The organism is Pseudomonas kielensis (assembly GCF_030505375.1).
Classification (GTDB): Bacteria; Pseudomonadota; Gammaproteobacteria; order Pseudomonadales; family Pseudomonadaceae; genus Aquipseudomonas; species Aquipseudomonas kielensis.
Map to the genome: position 1 here is coordinate 2,752,890 of NZ_CP130043.1, position 24,443 is coordinate 2,777,332.

The window sequence follows — 24,443 nt, forward strand, 5'->3', positions numbered from 1 at the left end:
TGTCGTCGTTTTGCAGGGTGGTGATGCGATATGACGAATATTGTGGTCAGACTGGCTGGCCACGGTCGATCTTGCTGCTGAGGATGATCGACGTGGTGGTTTTTTCGACCCCATCGACGCTGCCGATCTGGTCGAGCAATTGGTCCAGTTGCTCCGGCGAGTCGGTGCGCAGCCAGGCGACGTAATCGAACTCCCCGCTGACCGCACAGAGTTGCTGGACCTGGGCCATGCTGCTCAGGCGGCGCAGCACTTCCTTGCCGGAACGCGGTTGCACGGTGATGCCGACATAGGCCTGCAAGCCCCCGTCGACCACCCGCTGGCCAAGACGCACGCCGTAGCCGGTGATCACCTTGGCCTTTTCCAGGCGCGTCAGCCGCGACGTCACCGTGGTGCGCGCAATGCCCAGTTGCCGGGCGAGCATGGCCACGCTTTCGCGGGCGTTGAGCTGCAAGGCGGCGATCAATTGGCGGTCGATTTCATCGAGCGCGAGGGGGCGAGTGTCAGGCAAAAGGGCTTCTCCAACAGCACAGGTCAGTGGGCGTGCATGTTACAGCACATCCATGGCGGCGCTGGGGGATGACTGCGCCCGTCAGCGTCTCACTTGAGCAGTGTTCTGAGGGTCGGGAGATCGATTCTTGGAATGAGCTTGTCGGGAATCCGTGGGCTGCTGGAGAGGTTATACACGGCGAAGTCATCGCCCATGACTTTGCTGGACATCAACTTCAGCGATGGAAGAATCCGCGTGTGGTAGTGCTTGTCGAGCCCGCAAGGGGAGAGCACTGAACCTGTGGTTTCATAAAATCGCCCGGTGGACTGATTCAGATCGACCCCCACCAGGAACACTTTGTTGAAGCCCAAGTGGTGGGCCAGTCTGCAATGCCAGATAGGCCACCGTGCGGGCATCATAAAAGCCATCGCTGAGGTTCTTGCTGAAGCCGATGCTCTTGGTCCGTTGCCCGATGAGCGCACGGCTTTGCACCAGGTTCTTGTTGCGCCGCAAGAAATAGTCGAGCCAGGTTTGTTTCGGGGCACGTTTGAGCGTGAACAGTGTGCCTGCCGGGCGCACATTCGTGCGCCGCGCATACTCTGCCCACAAGGCCACCCGCTGGCTGATTTTCATCGCGTGGGCAAAAAACTCGGGTTGCTGGAGCGGAAAGCTCATGTCGGTGCACACATAGAAGTGCGGCCGGATGGCCGTCTTGCTGAACAGCGAGATCGCGCCATTCATGGTGATCATCGGGACGTGGGCGAACTCTTCAATCGGAAAGTCCTTGGCCGAACTGCCCGAGGCAATAATAAACACCGCGCCGCTCTCGGTGTGGCGACACTCTTCGAAATCACGCACATGACTCAACTTCGAGTCTACTGCTGGGTGTGCCTGAACTACTTCCATGTCCGATGTCCGCTAGGTATGCCATTGACTGTATTGATGTTTTTTTTATTGGCCCTGAAACAGGATCATTCGCGGCCGCTTCAAGCACGGAATGACACCCACAACTCTCAGGCTCGCCAGGCAGGCAAGGGTTGAATCTAGCAAATGCGACGTGATGTGACCAACCCCTAAACGCACGAATGGGCAAGCGGTCGCAAATAGGAGGAAAAGGTGCTGCAGGGAGCGAATGACGGGGAATATTGAGGTGATGAGCAGCTTCCTGCGTTGCGTTGGTCTGCCTCTCTTTGATTTATTCAAAGGTTAGGTATACGTTACATTTATTCAAAATTGTCGCGTATACAGAACATGGATTATTCCCTTATCACCGCTCGTCTCGGCGAGCAACTCCGCCAACGCCGCCTGAATCGCGGGCTGACCCAAGCCCGCCTGGCGGCCCTGGCGGGCATCACTCGACAAAAGGTTATCGCCATCGAAAAGGGTGATCTGTCGGTGGGCATGGTCGCGTATGCACGAGTCCTGGGGGCTCTGGATGGTGAGTTCGCTATAGTTCCGGCCGCCATGCCGACGCTTGATGAAATCCAGGGAGTGTTCGACTGATGAGCAATGTATTGCGGGTTACGACACCTGAAGGTAGTAGCGGGAAGATCCTGGGCAGTGGTGGGGACTATTTGTTTCGGTATCACGAAGATGCCAAGGCGCAGACGGCGATCAGTTTGCTAATGCCTGTGCGCCTGGATGAATACCGCCACCGTGAACTCCACCCGATCTTCCAGATGAACCTGCCGGAAGGTTACGTCCTGGAGCAGTTGCGCAATCGCTTGGCCAAGGTAGCGAATGTCGACCCCATGTTGTTATTGGCGCTAACTGGCAGCAGTTCGCCCATCGGGCGGATAGCGGTGAGTTCAGCGCAAGTCGATGCGCTCTTGCTGCGTCAGCAGTTCCCTGGCGAAAAGCTGGAAGAGATCCTTGCTTGGGACGGTGCAGAGGACATTTTTGCCGATCTGGTCGATCGCTATATTCTGCGTGCAGGGATTTCGGGAGTGCAGCCCAAAGTACTAGTACCAGAACATCAGGAATGCGCACCTCAACGATTCACCTCGAAAACGTCAGACCTCATTATCAAGAGCGGGCGCAACGAGTTTCCGGGACTGGCGATTAACGAATTCCTTTGTATGTCGGTAGCCAGGGATGCCGGGATTATGGTGCCGGAGTTCTACCTTTCCGATAACGCCAAACTGTTCGTCATGCGGCGTTTTGACCGCGACGAGCAGCTCAACCCGATCGGTTTCGAGGACATGGCTGCATTGATGGGGCTCGCCGCGGAACAGAAGTACAGCAAGAGTTACTCGGCTATCGCCAAGGCTGTCCGGTTGTACTGCCCTCCTGAGCACGTACAGGGCTCATTGGCCCACCTGTTTTCCATGGTGACGTTGAGCTGCATAGTGGGTAACGGCGACGCACATCTAAAGAACTTCGGACTGCTCTATTCCGACCCTACCCAGCGCGATGCGCGGCTAGCACCGGCCTACGATATCGTTAACACCACAGCCTACCTTCCAAACGATGTATTGGCACTTGATCTTATCGGCAACAAATCGTTGTTCGCCTCGCGACAGGGATTGCTGGACTTCGCATTGATGTGTGATGTCGCAGAGCCTGAAGAGGTTATTCGCAAGCAACTGCAAGCGTTGGAGCAGGTGCTGGCGCGTTTCCCTGAACTCTGTGAGCAGGCGCCGGATGTGGCTGCAGCAATCAGGCAGTGTGCTGCGCCGTTTATGAGTTCTTTTGGTTAGCGTGATTAGAGGTGAGCCAGCGCGCGTCGACTAGAAACACAAAAGCCGCGCAATGCGCGGCTTTTTGTTTGGTGGGCCCACACGGACTTGAACCGTGGACCAAAGGATTATGAGTCCGAAAAATGGCCTGTTTAGCAGGGCGTAACAGAGCAACTCCCTTATTTCATTAGACATATAGCTACATGTGCTGCGTATGTTGCTATCAAGTGTGGACATTTTTCAGGTGTTGGGCCAGTGGGCTGTCGAGAAAGGAGGATTCTGCGATACCCAAGCGACTGCTTAGAATCCGAGACTAGCGTCCACTGCTTGATTTTTGCTAATTTTTCTCTCTTCTGCTCTGCGTAGCATCGGCCAAAATCTGATGTACATTCCATCCGACTTGTGAATCGAACCCTATTTGAGCAAATTGAATATGCATGTTTACGAAATTGAAACTGATAGATTACGTCTCCGACAATGGAGAGATTCTGACTTGCCTGTCTTTGCGATGATGAACGCAGATGCAGAAACCATGCGTTATTTTCCTTCCACTTTCACCGTTGAACAAAGTAACTCAATGGCGAAACGCTGCCGTGAACTCATTGAAATGAGAGGCTGGGGATTCTGGGCTGCGGAGGAAAAAACTACAGAAACGTTTGTCGGCTTCATCGGCCTGCATGTGCCTTCGCTTGAGTTTCCATGTTCTCCCTGCGTGGAAATTGGTTGGCGGCTAGTAAAGACAGCTTGGGGGAAAGGCTTGGCTACAGAGGGTGCAACTGCGGTGCTTTCCTTTGCATTCGAAAAGCTGGCCTTAACCGAAGTGGTTTCTTTTACAGCACTAACTAACAACCGCTCTGAGCGGGTTATGAAGAGGCTTGGAATGCAACGTGACGAATTCACGTTTGAAAATCCATCCATCCCTTTAGGGCATCCTTTGCGAGAACATGTACTTTATCGAGCATTTCCTAGATGAATGAAGCGATGCATCTGTAATGATGGTTTTTTTTGTAAAAAATGAAGCGTAAAGATTCGCCGGTAAGCTGCTTGAGATACGCATTCTGTAAGGTCTACAGCTGCCGGGGACTGCGAGCCAGGGGTGCAAGGACAGCGTCTCTAAATTGAGCTGTGCAGATTTTGAAAGTTCAACAAACCCCGTGTTTTCCGATTTTCTACCGCTCTAAACCGGGGCTCTCTCTTTTTTCCTATCAGCGCTTCCAAGTGTCGAATGTGAAGCTGCGTACCAATTCCTTTCCAAGCGCTTCACAAAACGAAAAACGCCAACCACTGCCTAACCCCGCAGCCCGCTTGGGCTCGCCGGGTCTTTTCATCCCCTAAATCTTTTCGCGAATTTTTGACACGGGGCCCGCCGGCGGGAGGGGGAAAAGTGCGTTCCTCGCCTGCGCTTTCTTTGCGCATGAGTTTTTCCAAAAGGGCCGCGATAGGCGCGCCTGCCACCCCCCTCACGAGGATGAACGATGAACCACAACCACAAGACGCGGATCAAGCCGATGGCAGATGAGATCGCCGCCCTGGACAAGCTCCTAAGCAAGAAGCCCACCTACGGCTTCGCGCCGTTCCTAATAGGTGCCATATGTGCCGGTGTGGTGTTCATGGCTTACAGCTACATCTCGCACCTGTAACCGACCCTTTCCAGTTTTGCCCCATTGTGTTGGGGCTTTCGGACTTTCAATGAAACGAATTCAGCACCACGGACCGCCCACAGCGGAAGATTTGGCGCGCCTGAAAATCGAACTGGGGTTCACCAGTCCTCAGATGGCGGGTCTGGCCGGGTTGGCGAAGGGGTCGCAGTGGCGCAAGTACACGGGCCGCACTGAGGACCGCGTGATGGGCATGCACATGCACTTCTACATGGCGGCCCTGCTGACGCTGAGTGAGGATGAATTGTCCCGTGTCGTCGCCACCATGCGCGCGCATGGGGCCGACATTGAGCTAGGGCCACTACCGGCCGGTCCGTCGGCTTTGGCTGAAGCGCAAGCTACTGCAACATTGCACTCCACTTAACCAGCCGGTTGCGTTCTCGCGGTCTCTAAGCGCTGCTGGAATTCAGCTCCAGCGGTTAGCTCCATCCGGCGGCCATCTCCAGCATCTTGTCGAGTTCGTGTTGGGACAGGGGTTGGCTGGTGTGGATCTCGACCTTGCCAATCTGTGTGCCCTTTGGCGTTGCCCCAGCCCACTTCAGCGGCGTTTCCGACCAGGCGCCTGACGCCCATTCTTTTGGCCAGCGCGGTGAGCATGCGTTTCTTCTGCCCTTGCTTGCGAAACTTGCGAGGCTGGAAAGGGCTGTCGTGCAGGTCGCTTTGCCGGATACCTTCTGTCAGGGCGTGGGTCAGATATCGGACAGCTCATTGATGGGGTCGGTGTTGCAACCGTATCGGTCGAGGCGACTTGTGATGCAAGGGTGGTCAGCAGTGACCATTTGGAGCTTGAACAGCAGATCATTGAACGCCTTAATCGTGGCGAATCCCCTGGCGCTCTACCCAAGGATCAAAGTCAGTATCTGGCTTTAGTGCTGATGCTGATCATCAGCTTTATGGGTAAGTACATAGAGTTTCAGAGCGCTGCTAGGCAGGAGCTGTGCTTCTTTCGGCCAAAAATTGCACCGATGTTGACGGCAAACCAGGCAGGCAAAGCCGTTCGGAATTTCCTGTGCGAGAAGGATGTGCCTGCGGAATTGCTGCAGGGCTATCGTCTAGTGAACGGCGATGATGTTCGGTTACGCGAGGGCCCAGGAATGAAGCACAGGATCATCTCGGTTAGTATTCCAGACCGGTCGGTGCTTGAAGTTCTGGACAGCGGAAACCGTGATTGGCTGCATGTTTCCGTGGTTGGTGAAGACGGTGTGGAAGGTTGGATCTCACGGAAGTACACCCACCGCTTGATTCGATAACTGTTCTGGTGTGGACGTTTTGTGGACTTTTTCGTTTGTGAAATGTCCAGTTTCGACCCATCAGAAACACGAAAGCCGCGCAATGCGCGGCTTTGAGTATGGTGGGCCCACACGGACTTGAACCGTGGACCAAAGGATTATGAGTCCTCTGCTCTAACCAACTGAGCTATAGGCCCTCAGTAGGTCGCGGATTATAGCGATGGTTTCTCGGCTGTGCTATCCGAAAAGTCCGAAACTGCGATACGAAGGAAGGTGGCGGCGAATTCGTCGGCGGGCAGTGGCAGGCTGACTATGTAGCCCTGGATCTGTTCGCAGCCTTCGCCGGCGAGGAATTGCTGTTGGGCCTGGGTCTCGACGCCTTCGGCGATGATGGTGAACTGCATGCTGCGGCCAAGGGCGATGATTGCGCGGACGATGGCCACGTCGTGGGGGTCGTCGGGCAGGCCGCGGACGAAGGACTGGTCGATTTTCAGGTAGTCCAGGGGCAGGCGCTTGAGGTAGCTGAGGGAGGAGTAGCCGGTGCCGAAGTCGTCGATGGCCAGTTGCACTCCCAGGCGTTTGAGCTGGTGCAGGACTTCCAGGGCTTCTTCGGCCTGGCTCATGATGAAGTTTTCGGTGATTTCCAGTTGCAGCAGGCCGGGTTTGAGGCGGTTGTCCTTGAGCAGTTGTTCGATGCGCCCCAAGAGGTTGGGCTGGCGCAGTTGCGCGCCGGCGAGATTGACCGAGAGTGAGCCGAAGTCCTCGTAGCGTTTGCTCCACTCGTGCATCTGCAGGCAGGCCTGTTCCAGTACCCAGTCGCCGATCTGCAGGATCATGCCGTTTTCTTCGGCCAGGGAGATGAAGTGCTCGGGCGGTACATCGCCGAAGGTCGGGTGGTGCCAGCGGATCAGTGCTTCGGCGCCGACCAGGCGTGGATGGTTGAGGCTGATTTTCGGTTGGTAGTACAGGGACAATTCGTTGCGTTCGATGGCGCGGCGCAGTTCATGTTCCAGGGCTATGCGCTCGCTGGCCTGGGCGGTGAGGTCGCGGGTGTAGCTTTCGACGCGGTTGCGCCCTTTGGCCTTGGAGCGGTACATGGCCGCATCGGCGTTCTTGACCAGGGTGGCGACGTCGCTACCGTCCTTGGGATAGAGGCTGGTGCCGATGCTGGCGCTGATGAAGAACTCATGTTCGCCGGCCTGGAACGGCGCGCCAAAGCAGTTCAGCAGTTTGTTGGCGATGTGGTCGGCATCGCTGGCTTGCTGCAGGCCCGGCAGCAGGATGATGAACTCGTCGCCCCCCAGGCGGGCCACGGTGTCGATGTCGCGCAGTTGCTCCTTGAGGCGCACGGCGATGCCCCTGAGCAGCAGGTCGCCGACCGGGTGGCCGAGGCTGTCGTTGATGTGTTTGAAGCGGTCGAGGTCGAGAAACAGCACGGCTCCCAGGCCACCCTGTTCACGCTGGCCGTTGAGGGCGGTCAGCAGGCGGCTTTCGAACAGTGTGCGGTTCGGCAGGCCGGTCAGCGGGTCGTGGTGGGCCTGATAGTCGAGCTTGGCCTGGGCGTGCTTGAGGCTCGAAATATCGGCAAACACCGCGACGAAGTGGGTGATGAAGCGGTCCTTGTTGCGCACCGCGCTGATAGTCAGCCAGCTTGGGGTACAGCTCGCCATTCTTGCGCCGGTTGGAGATCTCGCCCTGCCAGTGGCCCTCGGCGGTCAATTGATGCCACATGGCCGCGTAGAAGGCGCTGTCGTGCAGGCCCGAGGCCAGGAGTCGAGGGGTGTGGCCCAGGGCCTCGGTTTCACTGTAGCCGGTGATCTCGCTGAAGGCCCGGTTGACGGCGCTGATGTGCTGCTGGGTGTCGGTGATCAACACGCCTTCGGCGGTGCTCTCGAACACGGTGGCGGCCTGTTGCAGTTTTTCCTGCATCAGGTGCCGCTCGGTGATGTCCCGGGCGATGGTCAGCATGCATTCTTCGTCGCCGATCGGTAGCGGTCGGCTGGACATTTCGCACAGGCGGATCTGCCCGTCGTTACGCCGGATGTGGCAGGTGAAGTCACGCACGAAGCCGTCGCGCTTGAGCAGGTCGAGCATTTTGCGGCGTTCATTGAGGTTGACCCAGATGCCCAGGTCGAGGGTCGAGCGATCCAGGGACATGGCGCTATTGAAGCCGGTGATGCGGCTGAACCCTTCGTTGACCTCGATCAGCAGACCGTCGCTGACCCGTGAGAGCAGCAGGCCATCAGGCGAGGCATGGAAGGCCTTGGCGAACTTTTCCTCGGAGGTTTGCAGTTGCTGTTGGGTTTCCTTGAGCCGGCTGATGTCCCGGACCACCACCACCAGCGCTGGCGTGGTGTCGAGTTCGAAGGGCTCGGCGGAGATCAGGCCGGTGAACACCTGGCCATTGCTGCGGCGAAAGGGCATCTCCAGGTTGCGAATGCTGCCGGCCTGCAAGCGCTGCAACAGGCCCGGGCCGACGCCGGCAATGCCCCAGATATTCAGATCAGTGGCGGTTTGTCCCACCACTTGTGCGGCGCTCAGGCCGATCTGTTCTTCGAAGGCCTCGTTGACCTCCAGTAGGCAGCCGTCCGACAGGCGCGCAATCACCAGGATGTCCGGGCACTGCTGGAACACCGAGGCAAACTTCTGCTCGGAGAGGCGCAGGGCTTCTTCGGTGCGCTTGGCTTCGCTGATGTCGATCATCAGGCCGCGCATGATTGGCTCGTGGCCGTGTTCAATCAGGCTGACGATGTCGCGTACCCACAGGCAGCGCCCGTCGGCCGTGATCACCCGGTAGTCGAGGCTGTGATCGCGTCCGGCCAGTACTTCGTGATCGCAGAAGCTCTGGGCCCGTGTCAGGTCGGCGGGATGAATGATGTTGCGCCAGAAGCCGGGTATCAGCCAGTGGGACAGGGGATAGCCGAGCAGTTCTTCGGCGTGGGGCGACACGTAGCTGTAGGTGAAGTCACTGATGCGCGCTTCCCAGGCGATGGCGGACAGGCTCTCCACCAGGCCGCGGTAGTGGTATTCGCTGCTGCGCAGTTCCTGCTCCAGGGCGACCCGGCGGGAAATCTCTGAGCTCAGGCGGCGATTGATGCGGATCACCGCGGCGAGTATGGCGATCAGCAAACCGACGCTGGGCAGGCCGTAGATCAACAGGTCGGACCAGAAGCCGCGGTGATCGAGCACGTTGCCGACCCAGTGCTCCTGGATGGCGCTGATTTCCCCGGGGCTCATGTCGGCCAGCACTTTGTCGAGGATGCTTACCAGCAGTTTGTTATCCCGTGGCACGGCCATCGCCAGTTGGTAGCGATAGGGGGTTTCGCCGCTGACGTAGAGCCCTTCGAGCTTGAGTTGGCGCAGGCTCCAGACACTGGACGCGAGGTCGCCGACGACCGCGTCGACCTGGTCGGTGGCCAGGGCCTGCAGCGCCGAGCTGACGTTGGGCAAGGGCACCAGGTTGAGGTCGGGGTGTTGAGTGCGCAGCAATTCGTGCGGGGCGTAGTTTTCCACCACGGCGATTTTCAGGCCGTAGAGGTCTTCAATATTGCGGGGCTGGGCGCCGCCCACATGGGCCAGGATAACGATGGGGAAATCCAGGTAGGGCCGGGTGAAGGCCAGGTAGTTCTGGCGCTCGGCGGTGGACATGATGCCGGGCAGCAGGTCGAGCTTGCCGTGTTTGACCTGGTCCAGCACCTCGGTCCAACTGACCGGCTCCACGGGCGTAACCTTGACGGCCAGGCGATCGCGCACGACGTTGATGTAGTCCGCCGCCAGGCCCTGGTAGCGGCCTTGCTCGTCACGAAACTCGAAGGGCGGCCACGAGGCGTCCACGCCCAGGCGTAACTCTGGATGAGCCGCCAGCCAGCCACGTTCTTCGTCACTAAGAGTCAGAGCGCCAGCCGTTGCGGTCCAGGTCATCAGCGACAGTAGCAGCGCGGCCGGGAGTCTGGGCATAACGGTCTCGTTATGGCTCGGGGGAATGTTTCGAGTGTAGACGGGCTAGGGGGGCGATAGCGATGCTGCGAGGATTAAATCTGCATAAAGCAAAACCCCCGGCAGGGCCGGGGGTTTTGTGATCACTCGTCGAGGAAGGAGCGCAGATGCTCGCTTCTCGTCGGGTGGCGCAGCTTGCGCAGCGCCTTGGCTTCGATCTGACGAATCCGTTCACGGGTAACGTCGAACTGCTTACCAACTTCCTCGAGGGTGTGGTCGGTATTCATGTCGATGCCGAAGCGCATGCGCAGGACCTTGGCTTCACGGGCAGTGAGGCCGGAGAGTACTTCGCGCGTCGCTTCTTTAAGGCTCTCAACGGTAGCGACATCGATTGGCGACTGCATGGTCGAGTCTTCGATGAAGTCGCCCAGATGGGAGTCTTCGTCATCACCGATCGGGGTTTCCATGGAGATCGGCTCTTTAGCGATCTTCAATACCTTGCGGATCTTGTCCTCAGGCATTTCCATGCGTTCGCCCAGCTCTTCCGGGGTCGGTTCGCGACCCATTTCCTGCAGCATCTGCCGGGAAATACGGTTGAGCTTGTTGATCGTCTCGATCATGTGCACCGGAATACGGATGGTGCGGGCCTGGTCGGCGATCGAGCGAGTGATCGCCTGACGGATCCACCAGGTGGCATAAGTCGAGAATTTGTAGCCACGACGGTATTCGAACTTGTCCACCGCTTTCATCAAGCCGATGTTGCCTTCCTGGATCAGGTCGAGGAATTGCAGGCCACGGTTGGTGTACTTCTTGGCGATGGAGATCACCAGACGCAAGTTCGCTTCGACCATCTCTTTCTTCGCGCGGCGGGCCTTGGCCTCACCGATCGACATGCGACGGTTGATGTCCTTGATCTCGGCGATCGTCAAACCGGTTTCGGTTTGCAGTGCGGTCAGCTTTTGCTGGCAACGAATGATGTCCGGTTGCAGGCGACCGATGGCTTCAGCGTATTTGCTTTTGCCTTTGGCCAGTGCTTCGGTCCAGCTTTCGTCGACTTCGTTGCCCGGGAACTGGCGCAGGAAGTCGGCACGCGGCATACGTGCATCACGTACGCACAGTTGCATGATCGCGCGCTCTTGCTGACGCAGACGATCCAGGGCGCTGCGAACACGCTCGACCAGGCCTTCGAATTGCTTGGGCACCAGCTTGATCGGCATGAACAGCTCGGCCAGCGCAACCATTTCGGCAATGGCTTGCTTGTGGTCGCGACCGTGCTTTTTCAGGGCCTTGCGGGTGATTTCCATCTGGTCGGCCACAGCGCCAAAACGCTGGGCTGCGATGACCGGATCCGGACCGCTTTCGGCTTCTTCTTCGTCGTCACTGGCTTCAGCGTCGTCGTCTTCGGCATCGTCGGCAGCGGGAGCGGCTTTCGGGTCGACAGGCGGCGGCACTTCTGCGGCAGGCGGCGCAATGCCGTCGTCCGGGTCGATGTAACCGCTCAGGACGTCAGACAGGCGACCACCTTCGGTGGTGACGCGAGTGTATTCGGAGAGAATGTGATCAACCGTGCCAGGGAAGTGCGCAATCGCGCCCATCACTTCACGGATGCCCTCTTCAATACGCTTGGCGATTTCAATTTCGCCTTCACGTGTGAGGAGCTCTACGGTACCCATTTCACGCATGTACATGCGCACTGGGTCGGTAGTGCGACCAATGTCGGTCTCGACGGCTGCCAACGCTGCGGCCGCTTCTTCAGCGGCCGCCTCGTCGGTGTCGGCGTCGGCCAGCATAAGGGCATCCTTATCTGGCGCAACCTCGAATACGTTGATCCCCATGTCGTTGATCATGCGGATGATGTCTTCCACCTGCTCTGGATCTGAAATATCCTCAGGCAGGTGGTCGTTGACCTCTGCGTAAGTCAGGTAGCCCTGCTCACGACCCAGAAGGATCAACTCTTTGATACGAGACTGCTGTTGCGCTTTTCCGGACATAACACCCTATCCACTGAAGGTCTTGGCGGGCAAAAAACAAGCCGAGGATTATACCTGAGCTATGACCTCACGCGCCAGTTGAGGTCGGGCTTGATGCGGAAACATTGCGACTTAGAAGGTCGCGCAGTTGGTTTTTCTCATCGCTACTCAGCTCACTTTGACGTGCTTTCCTGAGCAGTTGTTCCAGGTTTCGCTCGCGTTGGCGGGCTGACAAGCTAGTTATGGTGTCGAAAAACTGTTGTTCAAGGTTGTCGCCATCAATCAACCATTCCTTTTCGGCCAATGCCTTGAGCAGGCGACCTTGTTCGGTCCCGTGCCAGCGCGCAATCAACTGAAATGAGTTTAGCTTGGGATTCTTCTGTACCGCTTCGAGCAGTGCCACCAGCAATTGTGTGTTGGAGTGGTCCTCGGCCGCGAAGTGCCCGGCGTCCTCGACTTTTTCCGCCAGTTGCGGGTGGTGCAGTAGCGTGCGTAAAGCGGCCAGTGTTGGTGGTTCGACGGCGGCCGGCACGCGCGGGGCACGTGGCTGATCGCGATCAGCGCCACGCTTGCCTTTTTTGTCCCAGGGTTTGTCTTCCCATTTCTTGCCGCCGCCAGACTTTTTCGGTGTCCATTCCTGCTGGGGCGCGTAGGCTTCCTGCGGTTGATGGTAGTCGGAATAATCCGGCATGGCGTCGTAATCGATGCCTGGGTCGTAGGCTGGCGGCGCCTCCTGTGGTGCGCTTTGCACCAGTTGGCTGACCGCTTCGCTGTTGAGGCCCGTGATCTCGCTCAGGCGCTGACGCATCAGGGTGCGCAGATTGGCCCCGGGCACCTTGTCGATCAGCGGCGCGGCGAGGGTGGCCATGTGGGCCTTGCCCTCGAGCGAGCGCGGGTCGGACTCTTCGATCAACTGCTGGAAGAAATAGTCGGCCAGGGGCTGGGCATGTTGGTTGATGCGGGCGCGAAAGGCGTCGGTGCCTTCGGAGCGGACCAGGGTATCCGGGTCTTCGCCTTCCGGCAGGAACAGAAAGCGCGCGCGTCGTCCGTCCTGCAGGCTCGACAGCGTCGACTCCAGGGCGCGCCACGCGGCATTGCGCCCAGCCTGGTCGCCGTCGAAGCAGAACAGCACGCTGGGCACTACCCGGAACAGGCGCTTGAGGTGTTCTTCGCTGGTGGCGGTGCCGAGGGTGGCGACAGCGTTGCGCAGGCCTTGCTGGGCGAGGGCGATAACGTCCATGTAGCCCTCGACGACGATGATTTCGTCGAGGTTGCGGTTGTTTTTCCGCGCTTCATACAGGCCGTAGAGCTCCTGGCCTTTATGAAAGACCGGGGTTTCCGGTGAGTTCAGGTATTTCGGTTTGTCGTCACCCAGGACCCGACCGCCAAAGGCGATGATGCGCCCGCGGCTGTCGCGGATCGGGAACATCACGCGATCGCGGAAGCGGTCGTAGCGCTTGCCGCTCTCGGCGTTCTCGATCAGCAGGCCGGCATCGATCATGGCTTTCTGCTGCAGGGTGTCGCTGCTCAAGTGCTTGAACAGGTTGTCCCAGCCAGGGGGCGCAAAGCCCAGGCCAAAGTCCCGGGCGATCTCGCCGGTCAGGCCGCGGCCCTTGAGGTAGTCGACCGCGGCCTTGCGCGCCGGATGGCTTTTCAGGGCCTGGCGGTAAAAGTCGGCCGCGGCGCTCAGGAGTGGGTACAGCGGCGAATCGGTGGGTTGCCGGGGTTTGTGCGGGCGGCCACTTTCTTCGCGGGGGATTTCCATGCCGGCGGCTTTGGCCAGGTCCTCGACGGCCTGGGGGAAGTCCAGGTTGTCGTGGTCCATGAGGAAGCCGAGGGCATTGCCTCCTGCGCCGCAGCCAAAGCAGTAGTAGAACTGTTTGTCCGGGCTGACGCTGAAGGAGGGGGTCTTTTCTTTGTGGAACGGGCAGCAGGCGGTGTAGTTCTTGCCGGCTTTTTTCAGTTGCAGCCGCGAGCTGACCACATCGACGATGTCGGTGCGGTTCAGAAGGTCGTCAATAAAGCTCTGGGGAATTAGCCCGGCCATGGCGTTCTCGTCATCACTGCTTGTGAGTATCTGGCCCACGCGAGGGGTGAGTGGATACCGGTCATGATTTTGAGGCGCGGCAAATGTGCGGCTCGACCAGGTATCGTCTGCGTATTCGCGGTAGGGGAGTGTATCCGCCGAAAATCCACTGAGGTTAGTCCCAATAGGGTTCGACTGTTGGAAAGTACTGTGCTGAGTCCCGCAGTGCCTGGTGAAAGGCCTCGGATAGCTCAAAAGCAGGCACGCAAGAAGGCGCCTTGGGCTGATCGTCGTTGAGAGGAATCAGTAGGGTGTGCTCGTCAGTAGCCTTGGAAGGCTCGTCAGAAGAGACGTGCACTGCTGGCAAAAGAGCCAGGTCTGACGTGTGAAGCAGTTTGTCTCGGTCGCGTCTGCGGCTTTGACAGTGAAGCATCAAGCGATATCCGCAAATGCCATAAGCCCGGCTGAGGGCCGGGCTTGGCAGAAGCTTGCTACGATCGTCTGTGTATTAGTACAGACGAACGGCGCGGCGCTGTTCGCGCTGAACTTTCTTGGCGTGACGCTTAACAGCGGCTGCTGCTTTGCGCTTACGCTCAGAAGTTGGCTTCTCGTAAAATTCGCGGCTACGAACTTCAGCCAGTACACCGGCTTTTTCGCAGGAGCGCTTGAAACGACGCAGAGCTACGTCGAAGGGTTCGTTCTCTTTTACTTTGACGGCTGGCATCCAGAGCTACCTTCATTCATTACCGGGGTCAACATCCTCGCGGCAAAAGAGCACTTGAAGACGTCGGTTTTTAAGGGTTGCGGATGTTAACCCCTCATCGCTCGGAATGCAAAGCCTCTGATCGAAAACCGCTGGTCGGGGCATCCCATGGCGACTATTATGCGCGCCTTCGAATTTAGCCTAAACAAGGCGCAAACCCATGCTAGTACTGGGATTAGAAACGTCCTGCGACGAAACCGGCGTCGCACTCTACGACAGTGAAAAAGGCCTGCTGGCCGATGCACTGTTCAGCCAGATCGACCTGCACCGCGCCTATGGTGGCGTGGTGCCGGAGCTGGCTTCACGGGATCACGTCAAGCGCATGCTGCCCTTGATCCGTCAGGTCTTGGCCGAGGCGGACTGCGTGCCGACCGAGATCGACGCGATCGCCTACACCGCGGGTCCTGGCCTGGTGGGTGCTCTGCTGGTGGGCGCTTCCTGCGCCCAGGCGCTGGCGTTTGCCTGGGGCATTCCGGCCCTCGGCGTGCACCACATGGAAGGGCATTTGCTGGCACCGATGCTGGAGCCACAACCACCTGAATTTCCGTTCGTCGCTTTGTTGGTCTCCGGTGGGCATACGCAGCTGGTTCGGGTCGATGCGATCGGTCAATACGAGTTGTTGGGCGAGACCCTCGACGATGCCGCGGGTGAAGCATTCGACAAGACGGCGAAGATGATGGGGCTCAATTACCCCGGCGGTCCGGAAATCGCTCGTCTGGCAGAGCAGGGTGTGCCGGGGCGGTTCACCTTCCCGCGGCCGATGTGTGACCGACCGGGCCTGGCGTTCAGCTTCAGTGGCCTGAAAACCTTTGCTCTGAACACCTGGCAGCAGTGCGTCAGTGCTGGGGACGACAGCGAGCAGACTCGTAGCGACATCGCGCTGGCCTTCCAGCAGGCGGTGGTGGAGACTTTGACCGTCAAGTGCAAGCGCGCCTTGAAACAGGCGGGTCTCAAGCGTCTGGTGATCGCTGGCGGCGTCAGTGCAAACAAGGCTTTGCGGGTTTCCCTGGAGAAAATGCTGGGTGACATGAAGGGCGACGTTTACTACGCCCGCCCGGAGTTCTGCACCGATAACGGCGCGATGATCGCTTTTGCCGGCTGTCAGCGTCTGCAGGCCGGGCAGCACGAAAGCCTGGCGATCAGCGTGCAGGCACGTTGGCCGATGGAGCAATTGTCTGCGTTGTAAGCCGGGGTTCGTGAATGTGGCTCAGGGGGCGGGGTTAAAAATGCCGTTCGCGCCCGGCAAACAGGTCGCGTAGATTGCCGCGGTGGCGCCAGACGATCAGGATCGTCAGGACGCTCATCGGCAGCAGCGCTGCCGGCTCCTGCCAGGCCAGCAATGGCAGGGTCAGGGGTGTGGCAATCAACGCCGCCAGCGAGCTGGTGCGGGTCAGGTAGAAGGTCAGCAGCCAGCCACCAATGGCCAGGAGTGCGGCAGGAGGGTAGAGCCCCAGCAGCATGCCGGCGGCGGTAGCCACGCCTTTGCCGCCGCGAAAGCGGAAGTACAGCGGGAACAGGTGGCCGATGACGGCGCAGATGCCGACCCAAGCCTGTTGTTGGATCGACAGTCCGGCGATGGCCGCCAGTAAAACCGGCAGCAGGCCTTTGCACAGGTCGCCCAGCAACGTCAGGACCGCGAGTTTTTTTCCCGCCAGGCGTAACATGTTGGTGGCGCCGGCATTACCCGAGCCACTCATTCGCGGATCGGGGTTACCGGTCAGGCGGCTGAGCAAAATGGCGAAGGACAGCGAGCCAAGCAGGTAGGCGAAAATCGCCAGTGACCAAAACATGCTAACTATTCCGGGCGAGGACGCCCTGATTCTAACGGCGCATTGCGCCCTTGTCGTGCTGCGGAGAAAAGTGCTTGGACAGAGTGTTTATCGAGGGCCTGGAAGTCGACACGGTAATCGGTGCCTACGACTGGGAGCGCGGCATCCGTCAGTGCCTGCGTCTTGATCTGAGCTTTGCCTGGGACAATCGCCCGGCAGCAGCCGGTGATGACCTGACCCTGGCGCTCGATTACGCCAGTGTTTCGACGCGTATCCAGGCATTTGCCGAACAGGCCCAGTTCCAGTTGGTGGAGACCTTTGCCGAGCGCCTGGCCGAAGTGTTGATGAGCGAATTCAAGATTACCTGGATGCGTCTCAAGCTGACCAAGCCAGGGGCCGTTCCGGCGGCTACCGGCGTGGGCGTGGAGATCGAGCGCGGATGTCGCTAACTCAGGTTTTTCTTGGGCTGGGCAGCAATGTCGAGCGTGAAACCCATTTGTTGGCGGGGCTGGAAGCGCTGAGTGGGTTTCTGGTGGATATGCGCTGCTCGGCGGTGTTCGAAAGCCAGCCGGTGGGGATCAAGAGCGGGCCGTTTTTCAACTTTGTGGTGTCGGCGTTTACCGATCTGCCGTTGATCGAACTGGATCGCCGCTTGAAATTCATCGAGGCCGACAACGGCCGTTACGCGCCGGATCGCAAGGGTTTGCCGCTGGACATCGACGTGTTGTTGTACGGCGATCTGGTGGGCAACTTTGACGGTTTGATTCTGCCGCGTGCCGAAATTCTGAAGAATGCCTTTGTGTTGTGGCCGTTGTCGCTGATTGCCCCGGATCGGGTGCATCCGGGGGCGGGAAAAAGCTTCGCGACGCTGTGGGCTGAAGCGCAGATTGATCAGGTGCTGGCGCCGGTGGCCTTCGAATGGCGCGGTGAGTCGCTGACGCCTTTGAACTTGCTCTGATCAGTTGGCCCCATCGCGGGCGAGCCCACTCCCACAGGTGTGATGTAGCCCGTTGTGGGAGCGCGCTTGCCCGCGATGTTTTTCAGGCAGATGCCGCCTCTTTGTAGGCTTTCAGCGCCTTGAGCCGTTCGCGCTTGAGCGCTTCGCCCAGCTCCGGGCCCTTGAATCCCTGTTCCAGCAATGGTTGCACCGCCACGTTGCGAGCGGCGGTCGCTGCGCCACGCAAGTAGTTCGCCTGTGGATAACTTCTTTGCTCCAGGCCCTTGCGCCCGCGAGCGTCCATCTCGCAGGCGACGATGAATTCTTCGAAGCGCTGCGGGCGCCGATAGACGTCAAAGCTTTGCAGCAACTCGAGCAAGGTCGAGGGCTTCAGCTCCAGTGCGCGGTGGCCGTGGGTGTGGTACTCGCCCACCAGCATTGCCAGTTCCTGGCAGTCACGCGGAGCCTTGAAGCGGGTGTTGACCGCTTTGATCAGCTTCAGCCCCTTGTGTTCATGGGCGATGTGTCGGGGCCACTCGTCTTGTGGGGTCAGGCCTTTACCCAGATCGTGCAGCAAGCAGGCCCAGCGCACGGTCAGCGGTTGTTGGTGTTGGGCGGCCTGCTGCAGGACGCTCAAGGTATGCACGCCGCTGTCGATTTCCGGGTGATGGACTTCGGGTTGGGGTACGCCGAACAGTGCGTCAATCTCCGGCAGCAAAACCTTCAGTGCGCCGCAGTCGCGTAGCACCTGGATGAACACCTGGGGCTGCTCTTCCATCAGGGCGCGGGAAATTTCCTTCCAGCTGCGTTCAGCGGTCAATGCCTGCAATTCGCCGGATTCGCTCAGTTGGCGCATCAGCTCCAGAGTCTCTGGGGCTACGGTGAAACCGAGTCCGGCATAACGGGCGGCGAAACGTGCAACCCGCAGGACTCGTAGGGGATCTTCGGCGAACGCGGGGGAAACGTGGCGCAGTACGCGGGCCTGGAGGTCGCGTTGACCGTGGTAGGGGTCGGTCAATTGGCCGTGATCGTCTTCGGCCATGGCATTGATCGTCAGGTCCCGGCGAATCAGGTCTTCTTCCAGGGTCACTTCGGGGCTGGCGTGAAACGTGAACCCACCGTACCCGCGCCCACTCTTGCGTTCGGTACGGGCGAGGGCATATTCCTCCCCCGTCCTGGGGTGCAGGAACACCGGGAAATCAGCGCCGACTGGGCGAAAGCCCTTGGCGAGCATTTCTTCGGTACTGGCACCCACCACGACCCAGTCGATATCGGTTACAGGTTTGCCGAGCAGGCGATCCCGCACGGCGCCGCCGACTTTATAAATCTGCATAAAAAACCTCCGTTAGCTCGACAGGATAACCCTTGCATCGAGCCAACGGAGGCCAGGTTGGTTTCAAAGATGAATGACGGCCAGGTCGAGCCGGCCGTAGTCGCCCTCGCTGTGCTCCGATCTGGGCGGGACGTGGTGGGTTTTCATGACCTGATCGCCTTGCAGGGTTTCCAGGTGAATATCGAAGCCCCACAAGCGGTGCAGGTGTTTGAGCACTTCCTCGGTGGATTCTCCCAGGGGTTTGCGATCGTGTTGTTGATGGCGCAGGGTCAGCGAGCGGTCGCCGCGGCGGTCGATGCTGTAGATCTGCACGTTGGGTTCACGGTTGCCCAGGTTGTACTGGGCGGCCAGGGTTTCCCGGATGGTCCGGTAACCGTCTTCGTCATGGATGGCGGGCACCAGCAGGTCGTCCTTCTGGTCGTCATCGAGGATGCTGAACAGTTTCAGGTCGCGGATCACCTTGGGCGACAGGTACTGCAGGATAAAACTCTCGTCCTTGAAGCTGCTCATGGCGAACTTGATGCTCGACAGCCAGTCGGTCCCGGCGATGTCCGGAAACCAGCGGTAATCCTCCTCGGTGGGTTCTTCGCACATGCGCCGGATGTCGCGGTACATGGCAAATCCCAGGGTGTAGGGGTTGATCCCGCTGTAGTACGGGCTGTCGAACCCCGGCTGGTAAACCACGCTGGTGTGGGAGGTGAGGAACTCCATCATGAAACCGTCGGTGACCAGGCCCTCGTCATACAGGTCGTTTATCAAGGTGTAGTGCCAGAACGTCGCCCAACCTTCGTTCATCACCTGGGTCTGGCGTTGTGGGTAGAAGTACTGGGCGATCTTGCGCACGATGCGCACGATTTCCCGCTGCCAGGGCTCCAGCAGCGGCGCGTGTTTCTCGATGAAATACAGGATGTTCTCCTGAGGTTCGGCGGGAAAACGCGCATTGTCTTTCTCGCTGTACTTGTCGGCGCCCTTGGGGATGGTGCGCCACAGGTCGTTGATCTGCTTTTGCAGGTGTTCTTCACGATCCTTCTGGCGGCGCCGTTCTTCCTCCGCCGAGATCGGGTAGGGGCGTTTGTAGCGATCGACGCCGTAGTTCATCAGGGCGTGGCAGGAGTCCAGCAGGTCCTCGACGGCGTCGATACCATGGCGCTCCTCGCATTGCATGATGTACTGCTTGGCAAACACCAGGTAATCGATGATCGAGCTGGCATCGGTCCAGGTGCGGAACAGGTAGTTGCCCTTGAAAAAGCTGTTGTGGCCGTAGCAGGCGTGGGCCACCACCAATGCCTGCATGCAGATGGTGTTTTCTTCCATCAGGTAGGCGATGCAGGGGTCCGAGTTGATCACGATTTCGTAGGCCAGCCCCATCTGGCCACGGCTGTAGGATTTTTCGGTGCTGAGGAAATGTTTGCCATAGGACCAGTGGTGGTAGCCCAGGGGCATGCCGACGGAGGCGTAGGCGTCCATCATTTGTTCGGCGGTGATCACCTCGATCTGGTTGGGATAGGTGTCCAGCGCATAGCGGGCCGCAATACGGCTGATTTCGCGGTCGTAGGCCTGGATCAGCTCGAATGTCCATTCAGAGCCGGTGGAGATGGGTTGGCGCTTCTGCTCTTTGGCGGTCATGTCACTAACCTGCGCTGGAAGAGTTCACGGAAGACCGGATAGATATCCCCGGCCGAAACCAGCTGTTGCTGGGCAAACGTGTCGGAAAAGGCTTCGGCGATACGCTCGTATTCGTACCACAGGGCCTGGTGTTCGCGTGGGGTGATCTCCACATAAGTGTAGTACTGCACAAATGGCATGATCTGGTTGATCAGGATGTCGCGGCAGATCGGTGAGTCATCGTTCCAGTTGTCGCCGTCGGAGGCCTGGGCGGCGTAGATGTTCCAGTCGTTGCTTGGATACCGCTCGGCCATGATCTCCTGCATCAGTTTCAAGGCGCTGGATACGATGGTGCCGCCGGTTTCCCTGGAGTAGAAAAACTCCTCTTCGTCCACTTCCCGGGCACTGGTGTGGTGGCGGATGAACACTACGTCGATCTTGTCGTAGTTACGCTTCAGGAACAGGTACAGGAGGATGAAGAAGCGCTTGGCGATGTCCTTGGTCGCCTGGGTCATGGAGCCGGAAACGTCCATCAGGCAAAACATCACCGCCTTGGAGCTGGGGTTGGGTTGCTTGATCAGCAGGTTGTACTTGAGGTCGAAGGTGTCCAGGAACGGTACGCGGTGAATGCGCGCACTCAGGCGCTCGATTTCTGCCTCTATTTCCTGGATATCGCCGAAGTTGTCGGGTTCTTCCAGCTTCAGTCGCGCCAGTTCTTCCTTGGCGTCGCGCAGTTTTGCCCGGCTGCTGCCGGACAGGGCGATACGCCTGGCATGGGCTGAGCGCAGGGTGCGGATGATGTTGATTCGTGACGGGTTGCCTTCGTTGCTGATGCCGGCTCGCACGGTCTTGAAGGTGTCGGTACCGGTCAGGTTGCGCTTGACCAGGTTGGGCAGTTCCAGGTCCTCGAACATGAATTCGAGGAATTCTTCCTGGGTAATCTGGAACACGAACTCATCCATGCCTTCGCCGGAGTTGCCGGCCTTGCCCGGGCCTTTGCCGCCGCCACCGCCTGGTGGACGGGCAATATGCTCGCCGCTGGTGAATTCCTTGTTGCCCGGATGCACCATGGTCTGTTTGCCACCACGACCATGATGAAGCACCGGTTCGTCGATATCGCGACCGGGAATGCTGATCTGCTCGCCGTGTTCCATATCAGTGATGGAACGCCGACTCACCGCCTCTTCGACGGCCTTTTTGATGTGATCACGATAACGCCGCAGAAACCGCTGACGGTTTACCGTGCTCTTGTTCTTGCCATTGAGACGTCGGTCGATCACATAGCTCATGACTGCTCCTTAGAAGCTGTCCTGAAAGGGGCGAGCGGTGACGCAGCATGGACTCAGGCCAAGGGACGTTTCACGCTCCCCCAAGCGCTCAGGGTGCTGCCTGTACCTCGCTACCGACTTTCGAACACCTTCCAGAGGCCTGTGTAACAGAAAATGCGTAGACAGGCCTCTGGCTAACGACAACCGGTCTGACCGGCAGCGGGTTATTGTGATTTTCTGACCCGCAGGTACCACTCGGAGAGCAGTCGTACCTGTTTGTCGGTATAGCCGCGCTCGACCATCCGTGTGACGAAGTCGTTGTGCTTTTGTTGGTCCTCTTTGCTGGCCTTGGCGTTGAAGCTGATGACCGGCAGCAAGTCCTCGGTGTTCGAGAACATTTTTTTCTCGATGACCACCCGCAGCTTCTCGTAGCTGAGCCAGGTCGGGTTCTTGCCGTTGTTGTTGGCCCGGGCACGCAAGACGAAGTTGACGATTTCGTTGCGGAAATCCTTCGGATTGCTGATGCCTGCCGGTTTTTCGATTTTCTCCAGTTCTTCGTTCAGGGCGACGCGGTTGAGGATCTCGCCGGTTTCCGGGTCGCGGTATTCCTGGTCCTGAATCCAGAAGTCCGCGTACAGCACGTAGCGGTCGAAGATGTTTTGCCCGTACTCGCTGTAGGACTCCAGGTAGGCGGTCTGGATTTCCTTGCCGATGAACTCGATGTAGCGCGGCGCCAGGTATTCCTTGAGGAAGCGCAGGTAGCGTTCGCGGGTTTCGGCCTGGAATTGCTCCTGCTCGATCTGCTGTTCCAGCACGTAAAGCAGGTGCACCGGGTTGGCGGCGATTTCGTGCGGGTCGAAGTTGAAGACTTTCGACAGGATCTTGAAGGCGAACCGGGTCGAAAGACCGTTCATGCCTTCATCGACACCGGCGGTGTCGCGGTACTCCTGGATCGATTTGGCCTTCGGATCGGTGTCCTTGAGGTTTTCGCCGTCGTACACCCGCATTTTTGAGTAGATGTTCGAGTTTTCCGGCTCCTTGAGGCGTGAGAGCACGGTGAACTGGGCGAGCATCTTCAGGGTGTCAGGGGCGCAGTGAGCCTTGGCCAGGGAGCTGTTGAACAGCAGCTTGTCGTAGATCTTCACTTCATCGCTGACCCGTAGGCAGTAAGGCACCTTGACGATGTAGATCCGGTCGATGAAGGCTTCGTTGTTCTTGTTGTTGCGGAAGGTGTGCCACTCCGACTCGTTGGAGTGCGCCAGCAGGATCCCGGTAAACGGAATCGCGCCCAAGCCTTCGGTACTGTTGTAGTTGCCTTCCTGGGTGGCGGTCAGCAGTGGGTGCAGGACCTTGATTGGCGCCTTGAACATTTCGACGAATTCCATCAGGCCCTGGTTGGCCCGGCACAGGGCGCCCGAGTAGCTGTAGGCGTCGGCGTCGTTTTGCGGGAATTCTTCGAGTTTGCGGATATCGACCTTGCCCACCAGTGCCGAGATGTCCTGGTTGTTTTCATCGCCCGGCTCGGTCTTGGCGACCGCGATCTGGTTGAGGATCGAAGGGTAGAGCTTGACCACGCGGAACTGGCTGATGTCACCGCCGAATTCGGCCAGCCGTTTGGTCGCCCAGGGCGACATGATGGTGTTCAGGTAGCGCCGTGGAATGCCGAAGTCTTCTTCCAGGATCGCGCCGTCCTCGGTGGCGTTGAACAGCCCCAGTGGCGACTCGAATACCGGAGAGCCCTTGATGGCATAGAAGGGCACTTTCTCGATCAGTTGTTTGAGCTTTTCGGCCAGGGACGACTTGCCGCCGCCAACGGGGCCGAGCAGGTAGAGGATCTGTTTCTTCTCTTCCAGGCCCTGCGCGGCGTGGCGGAAGTAGGAGACGATCTGGTCGATGCATTCTTCCATTCCATGGAAGTCCTCGAAGGCCGGGTAGCGTCGGATCACCTTGTTGGAAAAAATGCGCGACAGCCTCGAGTTGGTCGACGTGTCCAGCAACTCGGGTTCACCGATTGCCAGCAGCAGACGCTCGGCGGCGGAAACGTAGGCGCTGCGGTCCTGTTTGCAGAGTTCCAGGTACTCCTGCAGCGAGAGTTCTTCCTGGCGTGTGGACTCGAAGCGTTGTTGGAAGTGGCTAAAGATACTCATGACGTCACCTCGCTCGATACGTGGAGCCGACGCCGGATCATTCAGTCGATGCTGGTCAGCAGCCGCAATTTCAGCTGCTTTTTACCCCCCCAGAACACCTTCAAAGCTATCAACCCTGAAAGCTACTCCCGATGACCCGCTCGCCGGTGTACCGGCTCTCCCCTGTTTTGGATGGCCTGAGGCTAAGGATAGTTGGTAATCCGGGAGGTAAAGGAGCAATGCGCAATTTGTTGTGTGCGACCGTTCGTCAGCCCACGGGGGACGTGGGCTGGAACGTGGAAAAAAATTATTCGTCGCTGCTTTTCGTGGTTTCCGAAGGATAAGTCGTACGCCACAGCTCGAAGCCACCGTCCATGCTGTAGACGTCGGAAAACCCCTGGCTGATCAGGTAGGCGGCAGCGCCCTGGCTGGAGTTGCCGTGGTAGCAGACCACCACCGTTGGCGCGTCGAGGTCGGCGGCGCGGATGAAGTCCGAGATGGAGTGGTTGTCCAGGTGCGTGGAGCCGCTGATGTGCAGCGCGGCGTAGGTCGCGGGGTCGCGGATATCGACCAGCACGGCGCCTTGTTCACGCAGGGCTTGGGCTTGTTCGGGGGGGATACGTTTGAATTCGCTCATGGCGGGCTCCTGTGGCCAGAC

Annotated in this window: 19 protein-coding genes, 1 tRNA gene and 2 pseudogenes; 9 read left to right on the plus strand and 13 right to left on the minus strand. The window is 58.8% G+C overall.

The annotated features are described in order from the left end of the window. Positions 1-46: 46 nt before the first annotated feature. Both Q1W70_RS12720 and Q1W70_RS12725 read right to left on the minus strand, forming a co-directional pair. Positions 47-508 carry an Lrp/AsnC family transcriptional regulator gene (locus Q1W70_RS12720; RefSeq protein WP_166591277.1) on the minus strand — a complete coding sequence of 154 codons (462 nt, stop codon included), beginning with the start codon at positions 506-508 and terminating at the stop codon, positions 47-49. An 89-nt stretch (positions 509-597) separates the two neighbouring features. Further along, positions 598-1,393 (minus strand): annotated as a pseudogene (locus tag Q1W70_RS12725) (WaaZ-like lipopolysaccharide core biosynthesis protein). A 345-nt stretch (positions 1,394-1,738) separates the two neighbouring features. Here Q1W70_RS12725 and Q1W70_RS12730 point away from each other — a divergent pair. The 6 genes from Q1W70_RS12730 (at position 1,739) to Q1W70_RS12755 (ending at position 6,073) form a co-directional block, all read left to right on the plus strand. Then, positions 1,739-1,990: a helix-turn-helix transcriptional regulator gene (locus Q1W70_RS12730; protein ID WP_166591279.1), complete on the plus strand. Its 252-nt coding sequence runs from the start codon at positions 1,739-1,741 to the stop codon at positions 1,988-1,990. Beyond that, positions 1,990-3,186, plus strand: a complete 1,197-nt coding sequence (locus tag Q1W70_RS12735) for a type II toxin-antitoxin system HipA family toxin (RefSeq protein ID WP_166591280.1) — start codon at positions 1,990-1,992, stop codon at positions 3,184-3,186. Before Q1W70_RS12730 ends, Q1W70_RS12735 begins: the two co-directional genes overlap by 1 nt. 397 nt (positions 3,187-3,583) lie before the next feature. Beyond that, entirely contained in the window at positions 3,584-4,138 is a 555-nt protein-coding gene (locus Q1W70_RS12740; protein WP_306109757.1) for a GNAT family N-acetyltransferase, read from the plus strand. A gap of 502 nt (positions 4,139-4,640) precedes the next feature. After that, entirely contained in the window at positions 4,641-4,805 is a 165-nt protein-coding gene (locus tag Q1W70_RS12745) for a hypothetical protein (protein WP_166591281.1), read from the plus strand. Positions 4,806-4,854: 49 nt separating this feature from the next. Further along, a complete protein-coding gene (locus Q1W70_RS12750) occupies positions 4,855-5,187 on the plus strand; it encodes an XRE family transcriptional regulator (protein WP_166591282.1) in 333 nt (110 codons plus the stop codon). A gap of 415 nt (positions 5,188-5,602) precedes the next feature. Continuing rightward, positions 5,603-6,073: an SH3 domain-containing protein gene (locus Q1W70_RS12755; RefSeq protein WP_166591283.1), complete on the plus strand. Its 471-nt coding sequence runs from the start codon at positions 5,603-5,605 to the stop codon at positions 6,071-6,073. Positions 6,074-6,172: 99 nt separating this feature from the next. Here Q1W70_RS12755 and Q1W70_RS12760 read toward each other — a convergent pair. The 5 genes and pseudogenes from Q1W70_RS12760 to rpsU all read right to left on the minus strand — a co-directional run bounded on the left by Q1W70_RS12760 (position 6,173) and on the right by rpsU (position 14,708). Next, positions 6,173-6,249, minus strand: a tRNA-Ile gene (locus Q1W70_RS12760). A gap of 15 nt (positions 6,250-6,264) precedes the next feature. Further along, a pseudogene (locus tag Q1W70_RS12765) lies at positions 6,265-10,009 on the minus strand (EAL domain-containing protein). Positions 10,010-10,131: 122 nt separating this feature from the next. Then, positions 10,132-11,979: an RNA polymerase sigma factor RpoD gene (gene rpoD, locus Q1W70_RS12770; protein ID WP_185818122.1), complete on the minus strand. Its 1,848-nt coding sequence runs from the start codon at positions 11,977-11,979 to the stop codon at positions 10,132-10,134. Positions 11,980-12,046: 67 nt separating this feature from the next. Continuing rightward, positions 12,047-14,005 carry a DNA primase gene (gene dnaG, locus Q1W70_RS12775; RefSeq protein ID WP_166591573.1) on the minus strand — a complete coding sequence of 653 codons (1,959 nt, stop codon included), beginning with the start codon at positions 14,003-14,005 and terminating at the stop codon, positions 12,047-12,049. Positions 14,006-14,492: 487 nt separating this feature from the next. Then, positions 14,493-14,708, minus strand: a complete 216-nt coding sequence (rpsU, locus tag Q1W70_RS12780) for a 30S ribosomal protein S21 (protein WP_002551877.1) — start codon at positions 14,706-14,708, stop codon at positions 14,493-14,495. Between the two features lie 199 nt (positions 14,709-14,907). Here rpsU and tsaD point away from each other — a divergent pair, with 199 nt between their 5' ends. Next, positions 14,908-15,933 (plus strand): tRNA (adenosine(37)-N6)-threonylcarbamoyltransferase complex transferase subunit TsaD, encoded by a 1,026-nt coding sequence (gene tsaD, locus Q1W70_RS12785; protein ID WP_166591572.1) that lies wholly within the window; start codon positions 14,908-14,910, stop codon positions 15,931-15,933. 34 nt (positions 15,934-15,967) lie between these two features. Here tsaD and plsY read toward each other — a convergent pair whose 3' ends face one another. Further along, a complete protein-coding gene (gene plsY / locus Q1W70_RS12790) occupies positions 15,968-16,537 on the minus strand; it encodes a glycerol-3-phosphate 1-O-acyltransferase PlsY (protein ID WP_095170592.1) in 570 nt (189 codons plus the stop codon). 74 nt (positions 16,538-16,611) lie between these two features. Between plsY and folB the strand changes: the two genes are divergently transcribed. Together folB and folK are read left to right on the plus strand one after the other, a co-directional pair. Next, positions 16,612-16,965 carry a dihydroneopterin aldolase gene (gene folB, locus Q1W70_RS12795; RefSeq protein ID WP_095170590.1) on the plus strand — a complete coding sequence of 118 codons (354 nt, stop codon included), beginning with the start codon at positions 16,612-16,614 and terminating at the stop codon, positions 16,963-16,965. Then, the gene (folK, locus tag Q1W70_RS12800) at positions 16,956-17,474 is read left to right on the plus strand and encodes a 2-amino-4-hydroxy-6-hydroxymethyldihydropteridine diphosphokinase (RefSeq protein ID WP_166591571.1); all 519 of its coding nucleotides are present in this window, start codon (positions 16,956-16,958) and stop codon (positions 17,472-17,474) included. The genes folB and folK overlap by 10 nt, the downstream gene beginning before the upstream one ends. An 82-nt stretch (positions 17,475-17,556) precedes the next feature. On the opposite strand, the gene Q1W70_RS12805 is transcribed toward folK, so the two are convergent. From Q1W70_RS12805 to glpE, 5 genes are all read right to left on the minus strand, one after another. Then, entirely contained in the window at positions 17,557-18,786 is a 1,230-nt protein-coding gene (locus Q1W70_RS12805) for a multifunctional CCA addition/repair protein (RefSeq protein WP_302098860.1), read from the minus strand. Between the two features lie 63 nt (positions 18,787-18,849). Continuing rightward, entirely contained in the window at positions 18,850-20,412 is a 1,563-nt protein-coding gene (locus Q1W70_RS12810; protein ID WP_166591569.1) for a SpoVR family protein, read from the minus strand. After that, positions 20,409-21,680 carry a YeaH/YhbH family protein gene (locus Q1W70_RS12815; RefSeq protein WP_302098861.1) on the minus strand — a complete coding sequence of 424 codons (1,272 nt, stop codon included), beginning with the start codon at positions 21,678-21,680 and terminating at the stop codon, positions 20,409-20,411. Before Q1W70_RS12815 ends, Q1W70_RS12810 begins: the two co-directional genes overlap by 4 nt. Positions 21,681-21,883: 203 nt before the next feature. Beyond that, entirely contained in the window at positions 21,884-23,806 is a 1,923-nt protein-coding gene (locus Q1W70_RS12820; protein WP_095170580.1) for a PrkA family serine protein kinase, read from the minus strand. A 286-nt stretch (positions 23,807-24,092) separates the two neighbouring features. Then, a complete protein-coding gene (gene glpE, locus Q1W70_RS12825) occupies positions 24,093-24,422 on the minus strand; it encodes a thiosulfate sulfurtransferase GlpE (RefSeq protein WP_166591567.1) in 330 nt (109 codons plus the stop codon). Positions 24,423-24,443: the final 21 nt, after the last annotated feature.